The following is a 5,690-nucleotide window of genomic DNA, read 5'->3' as shown; positions in this document are numbered from 1 at the left end:
CGGCCAGTTCCCCAATCTCTCCCCGGGGGAAACCTTCAGCTACAATTCCTACCACGTCATCAAGACCGAAAGCACCGCCACCGGCTCCTTTTTCGGCACCACCCCCGATGGCCGCCGCGTCTGCACCAAGATTCCGCCCATCGAGATGCATCCGCCGCTGATGGGGTAGGGGCAAGGCCATGGACAAGGAGCGGCACTTGCCAAGTGCCATGGAGAGCGCAGGCAAACCGGCTGCCTTAATGTCACAATGCTCCGTCGAGGAGTTTTGAGATCGTTGTTTCCAAGCCGGGACTTGGCAAGTCCCGCTCCTTGGGGACGCATCACTCCTCGATTGGCGCAAATCCGTTGATAAGGTGGTTCAATAAGCAGATACTGCCTCGAACCGCAGGAAAAATGAACGAAGTCCAAAGAAAGCCAATCTGGAAATCTCTCGGGGTGTTCCTGGTCGGGGCCATTGCGATAGCGATGTTTGGTTATTCGTTTCTTCCGCCTTCAATTGCTACATGGCAGGCAACTTCTTTTGAGGTTGATCGCTCATTATCTCAGAAGGTATCGATCGAAGCACAAATCCGGGCCATTGAGAAACGAGATCCCCACAAGGATTTCGCGATGTATGCCAGGGACCAAAATCTATTCCTATACGCCGTAGCCGACTCTCAGGTGATTATCCCTGGCGTTGATCATTTCACGCTGCCATTTTTATTTCCTGTTCGCGTCATCACTGGAACAGGAGAGACCGGGGCGGGAGGGCGGAACGAGCATCTCAATCAAGTAGCACGGAAGTTCGCCGAGCAGTTCAATCAGGAAATGTACGGATACATTGTGACTTGGTAAATGGTGGGGACGGCTCACTCTTTCACACACACAATCCGAAACCCGACGCTGTCCAGATGCACATTGTGCGGGTCCGGTCCGCGGAATGAAGCCAGCAGGCGCTTCTCGCTGCCGGCACGAAAGGAGCCGCCGCGGACGATGCGCAGGGTGTTATTCGGCGGATCATACCAGCCATCGACCCATTCCCAGACGTTGCCGGCGAAGTCGTAGAGGCCATTGGCATCGGCGGGATAGCTGCCCACGGGCGCGGTATCTGGATAGCCGTCGTCCATCTCCAGCCATTTGGCGTCGTAGCTGTTGTGATACTTTTTGCCGAAGGCTTCGTCGCAGAAATTGCCGACGGTCTTGGACAGGGGAGCTTTGCCCCAATGATGAACGCCCGTGCTGGGCGGCTGCTGATTTGGGGCGATGTCTGCCTTCTCCTGCAAGCCTGCCAGCACGCTCCACTCCTGATCGGTGAGCAGGCGGTACTTGCGCCCTTCCTTCTTGCCCAGCCATTCGCAGAAAGCCTGCGCCTCCGCAAAGCTCACGTTGATGGCAGGATGATCGGCCGTTTGCGGAAACTCAGGCTTCCACCAATCCACGTTCGTGGCTGTCGCAAAAGGCTGATAATCCTTCACCCGGGTCTCATAGCGGCAGACCAGCACGCCAATGCTCGCCACCTTCACGAACGGCATCTCCAAACTGTTGGAGAATGCCGTCTCGATCTTGGTCTGCTGAGCACCGGCACACTGAGCCAGCAGCAGCAATGCAAGGGAGGTGAGCGTGCGCTGCATGGCCTACTTCTTCACAGGGGCGGCTTTCCACTCCCAGCTCTCGCCGAAGAATCCCGCATCGCTGATGCCACCGGGGGCCTGGCTGGTTACAGGCTTGGTGAGGTCGATCACCGCCCAGTCGGGCAGCTTGGCCACCTGACGGGCGTTGTTGAGGTAATCGTATTCGCGGTAGGTGAAGCCGCTGTTGATCACCACATACTTCGTCGGATTGAGCGGATTCGGGTAGATGAGCACGGGGGCATTGGTGGCCGCATCGTAGATCTTGCCATTGGCGACGAGCTTGTCCTTGGACCACTGGATCGGCAGCTTGTCGGCGATCTTGGCCAGAACGGCATTGCTCTGCGGATCGCCCCACAGTACGAGGTTGTTGGCGGCGATATCGGCATCGCTGACGGCGGTGTCGTCCTTCGTGGGAGCATCGCCACGGAACTGACGACGCCATTCAAACTGCGCGCGCTCAAGCTCCGCCTTGGCCCAGGCGTCCACCTTCTCGCTGACTCCAGCCTTGGTGGGTTTCACAAAGAGGAATTTGTCCATGAAGGCGTCGTCGATCGGTCCTTCGAGGCCGTGCTTCTTGACCAATTTGCCGTCACCTTCGTTGTCCAACGTCTGCGTCCACTTGCCGTTCTTCATCTGGAAATGCACCAGCCATGAGCGGTCCAGTTTCGGACGGGTCACTTCAAGAAGCTGGCCGTCGATGCTGACTACGGGTTTGAATAGCAGGGGCATCGGGCAGGTGCCGGAGGGCATGTCGAGTGTGAAGGCGCTGATGTTCTGCAGCTTGATCGTGATCTCAGACGGACCCGTGATACGCGCATGAATGCGGCCGCGCACCCAATGCTCCTCAAGGGCGTCCACCGTGACCCAGAACATGTGGTTGTACCGAAGGAACCAGGTGGAGAGATGGATTTCCTTCGGCGTGCGATTACGACCGATGGCCGCGATGCTGGCAAGACGCTTCTCGATTTCGATCAGCGAGTCCGGATGAATCTTGTGCCCGGTCTGCGGGCCAATGATGTGCAGCAGATCCACGTTCTCGCCACGCAGGGCTTTCTCCATCATGTCGGCAGCCTGCTTCTGTTTGTCGATCTCGCCGCTGTAGGCCACGGTGGGGCAGTTCTCCAGGTTCAGGGCGTTGTCGGTCGAGTTGTACCAGTGCCAGAGCTTCTGCTGATACCAAGGGGCGCCGCTCACATCTTCGTTTTGAAAGCCGCCGAGGAATTCGGGGGTCTCAGCAAAGCCGGCCCCCGGATTAGCACCGCACCACTTGTCCGCGTAGTTCACCGCAAACTGCCACGCAGCAGCGCCACCCATGCTGAAGCCGCGCACGATGATGCGATCTTCATCAATGGCGTAAAACTTGGCCGCATGATCAATCGCTTCGATCAAATCAATCTCACCCGCGAACTTGTTGGCGCAGCAGTAGCGACCATAAGGATGCAGCACGAGCGCGCCCTTCGGTGCGATCTGGCCGACTTGTTTGCGCCGCTGATCAAGGAAGGCAAGTTCGCTCAGCGTCTCACCACGGCCATGGCACCAGGCATCGAGACGCGTCGGCGCACCTGAATAGCTTTCAGGAATGATCATTCCATAGGGCTGCACCGAGCCATCGATCTTCGAGCGGTAGGCGCGCACCACGAGGCCCTTCTGCTTCGTCCACGGTGCCTGACCCGTTTTGAACTGCTCGGCGCGTTGCAAGCCTTCGGCGATGATTTCGTCCGCACTCTTGAGCTCACCCAGCTTGTGTACCTCGTTGAAACGTAGCGCCCAGTCGACTGCCTTGTGGTAGATCTCAATGTCGGGCAGCAGATCCGCGAGTTGCGGATTCTTCGCCTGCGCCTTGGCGGCGTCATCGATGGCGGTGCGGAGTTTTTTCAAACCTTCCGTGAGCCGGCCACGATCCGCGTCTGGAACTACCACGCCGGGAGGCGGCACAGGACGCACGTTTTCGGCTTGATTGTCCTTGGGGCCATCGGCAAGGGCGGCGCTGAGAGCGAGGAAGGGGAGGAGGAGGCGCTTCATGGTTAAAGAAGAGAGAAGAAAGACGAAAGAGACTATTTCTTGCGGGAGGTTTTCGGTTTCGCAGCGGAGAGCAGCGGCACGTTGTGAATTTCAAAGGGCGCACTGGTGGCGCTGTCAAACTCAGCAGCGGCTTCGAGCCCGGCGCGTGCGATTTCCTCGGCGGTCTTGCACTTGTCATACGCTGCCTGCATGGCGCCCAGGGCGTAGTCACGGCCCGAGCCTGCGGCCCAGAATTTATGAAACTGCTGGGCGGAGCGGTATGAGTAGATGGCGAAGATGCCATGCGGGTTGGCCAGCAGTCCGTAGAACTGTGTGGTCTCGAATTCCTCGCCTTTGTCCGGCATGGCGGCCATGAAATACTCCACCTTCAGCCAGGCATGCGAATGACGGAAGGTTTCAAAGATGGCCTCGCAGGAGGAGAAATCACGCGGGCGGTCCGGGTTGGAGAAGTAGCTGTTCATCACCACCAGACTCGCCGAGGTGCCGGTGAGACCAATAAAGGTGTCCGCAATTTTGGTGATCTTGGTCTTGTTGACAACGTGCTGCGCCTTCTGCCTCAACGAACCGAGACAGCTGAGCGTGTCAGCGCCGATGCAGGCGACGCCATTCTTCTGAGTAACTACGATGGTTGACATGATAGAGCATGACTAGCGGTGGCCATGCCGCAGCGCAAGTGACTCACGAGCCAAGGGCGTGACTTGCCACCAAGGAGAGGGACTTGCCAAGTCCCGGCTTGGGTGATTTAAAAAACCTCGCTCCAACCTCAAGCCAGGACTTGGCAAGTCCTGCTCCTCGGCCCCTCACGGCAGGAACTGACCACGCCGAATCTCAGACCCCTTGAAGATGATGCGAAACCTGAAGACCTTCTTCTTGCGGCACTGGATCTGCCCGGTTTGCAGATCGAAACGATCCGGGATCTCGATGAGGTGAACATCCGCCGTGGCGTGGTAGCCGCGCTCCGAGAAAATGTCGATGAGCATCGCCAGCGCTTCAGGATCGTGGAAAAGCTTGTCCTCCGTGTTGATGTCCGCGCGGCCGGAGATCGCATGCCGCACGATGATGGGCATCATCTTGTCCTGGATGAAGGTGACCACCGCCTGCATGATCTCCGGTTTTCCCACCTTGTAGCCGTCAAGACGGCGCACAAGGTCCTGACGCGCATGACGAATGATCTCACTGGCCAGCGGAAGGTCGCGCAGCTGGTCAAAGGTGCGCGGATCGAGTTCGAGCGAGCTTTGATACTCAAGCTCGCGAATGATGTTGTCCTGCACCAGTTCCAGAGGTGCCTGCGCATTGATGAAATGGTAGTGGAAGATCTCCTTCAGAGAGACCAGCGCATCGTAGGTCTTCTCTTTGAAGACCTTGTAGCGATTGCGCGCCAACGCAGGATCGAAGTCCGTGGCACGCTCCTCCCAGAGTTCACCCAGACCTGAGCTGCGCACTTCCGCATTGTGCGCCAGCACTTCCTGGCCGCGCTTGAGCTGGCGGGCGATGCTTTCCGCCTCATCGACAAACAGCACCATGATGTGGAAGATGGGCTGTTTGAAATGCGCGGCATCGGGCGTTTCCGAAAAGTCACGGCGCAGGCGGATCATCTCGTCAAAGAGCATCTTGAGGCACTCCACCTGCACCTTGGTGCGCGGAAAGCCATCGAGGATCGCGCCGTTTTGCTGCTCGGGTTCGAGCAGCTTGCGGATGAGAATGCCCACTACTTCGCGGTCGCCCACCATGCCGCCCTGGGCTTTGAGCTTTTGCGCTTCCGGGCTGTCGAGCAGCGCGCTGACCACAATCGGCTGTGCCGTGATGCCACGCACTTCGCGGATGAAATCCGTGTTCGTACCCTTGCCAGCACCCGGCGCCCCGCCCAGCAGGATCAGCTCCTTCGGAAACCTCAGATTCTCGCGGCCATAGTCTTCTTCCAGCTGCTTCCAGACATGATTGAAGATGAGCTGGGCATCTTTGATTTCCAAATCAGCCGGCGCGGCAGGTTTGGTGACAGGTTCGTTGGTGGCAGTCGGCATTGGTGGGCTTATCCCAAGGATGGGCGCTTGCCAAGTA

Annotated in this window: 5 protein-coding genes; 1 reads left to right on the top strand and 4 read right to left on the bottom strand. The window is 58.2% G+C overall.

Features of this window, described 5'->3' with window-relative positions:
* Window positions 1-393: 393 nt before the first annotated feature.
* Complete coding sequence (locus ACIREA_RS25250) at window positions 394-834, top strand: hypothetical protein (protein WP_397385097.1); 441 nt, start codon at window positions 394-396, stop codon at window positions 832-834.
* 14 nt (window positions 835-848) lie between these two features.
* Here the strand turns inward: ACIREA_RS25250 and ACIREA_RS25245 are convergent, their stop codons facing one another.
* The 4 genes from ACIREA_RS25245 to ACIREA_RS25230 all read right to left on the bottom strand — a co-directional run bounded on the left by ACIREA_RS25245 (window position 849) and on the right by ACIREA_RS25230 (window position 5,653).
* The gene (locus tag ACIREA_RS25245; protein WP_397385096.1) at window positions 849-1,610 is read right to left on the bottom strand and encodes a formylglycine-generating enzyme family protein; all 762 of its coding nucleotides are present in this window, start codon (window positions 1,608-1,610) and stop codon (window positions 849-851) included.
* Window positions 1,611-1,613: 3 nt separating this feature from the next.
* Window positions 1,614-3,632 carry a prolyl oligopeptidase family serine peptidase gene (locus tag ACIREA_RS25240; protein WP_397385095.1) on the bottom strand — a complete coding sequence of 673 codons (2,019 nt, stop codon included), beginning with the start codon at window positions 3,630-3,632 and terminating at the stop codon, window positions 1,614-1,616.
* Window positions 3,633-3,664: 32 nt separating this feature from the next.
* Window positions 3,665-4,267, bottom strand: coding sequence for an MFS transporter (locus ACIREA_RS25235; protein ID WP_397385094.1), 603 nt, complete (start codon window positions 4,265-4,267; stop codon window positions 3,665-3,667).
* A 165-nt stretch (window positions 4,268-4,432) separates the two neighbouring features.
* Window positions 4,433-5,653 carry a nucleoside monophosphate kinase gene (locus ACIREA_RS25230; protein WP_397385093.1) on the bottom strand — a complete coding sequence of 407 codons (1,221 nt, stop codon included), beginning with the start codon at window positions 5,651-5,653 and terminating at the stop codon, window positions 4,433-4,435.
* Window positions 5,654-5,690: the final 37 nt, after the last annotated feature.

The sequence above is a fragment of the Prosthecobacter sp. genome, assembly GCF_044373815.1.
Taxonomy (GTDB): Bacteria; Verrucomicrobiota; Verrucomicrobiia; order Verrucomicrobiales; family Verrucomicrobiaceae; genus Prosthecobacter.
Note: the sequence above shows the minus strand (reverse complement) of the source record. Positions and strands in the feature narration are given on the sequence as shown.

Coding starts and splice junctions, on each gene's coding strand:
- ACIREA_RS25250 (WP_397385097.1), top strand. CDS start 394: ATGAACGAAGTCCAAAGAAAGCCAATCTGGAAATCTCTCGGGGTGTTC.
- ACIREA_RS25245 (WP_397385096.1), bottom strand. CDS start 1,610: ATGCAGCGCACGCTCACCTCCCTTGCATTGCTGCTGCTGGCTCAGTGT.
- ACIREA_RS25240 (WP_397385095.1), bottom strand. CDS start 3,632: ATGAAGCGCCTCCTCCTCCCCTTCCTCGCTCTCAGCGCCGCCCTTGCC.
- ACIREA_RS25235 (WP_397385094.1), bottom strand. CDS start 4,267: ATGTCAACCATCGTAGTTACTCAGAAGAATGGCGTCGCCTGCATCGGC.
- ACIREA_RS25230 (WP_397385093.1), bottom strand. CDS start 5,653: ATGCCGACTGCCACCAACGAACCTGTCACCAAACCTGCCGCGCCGGCT.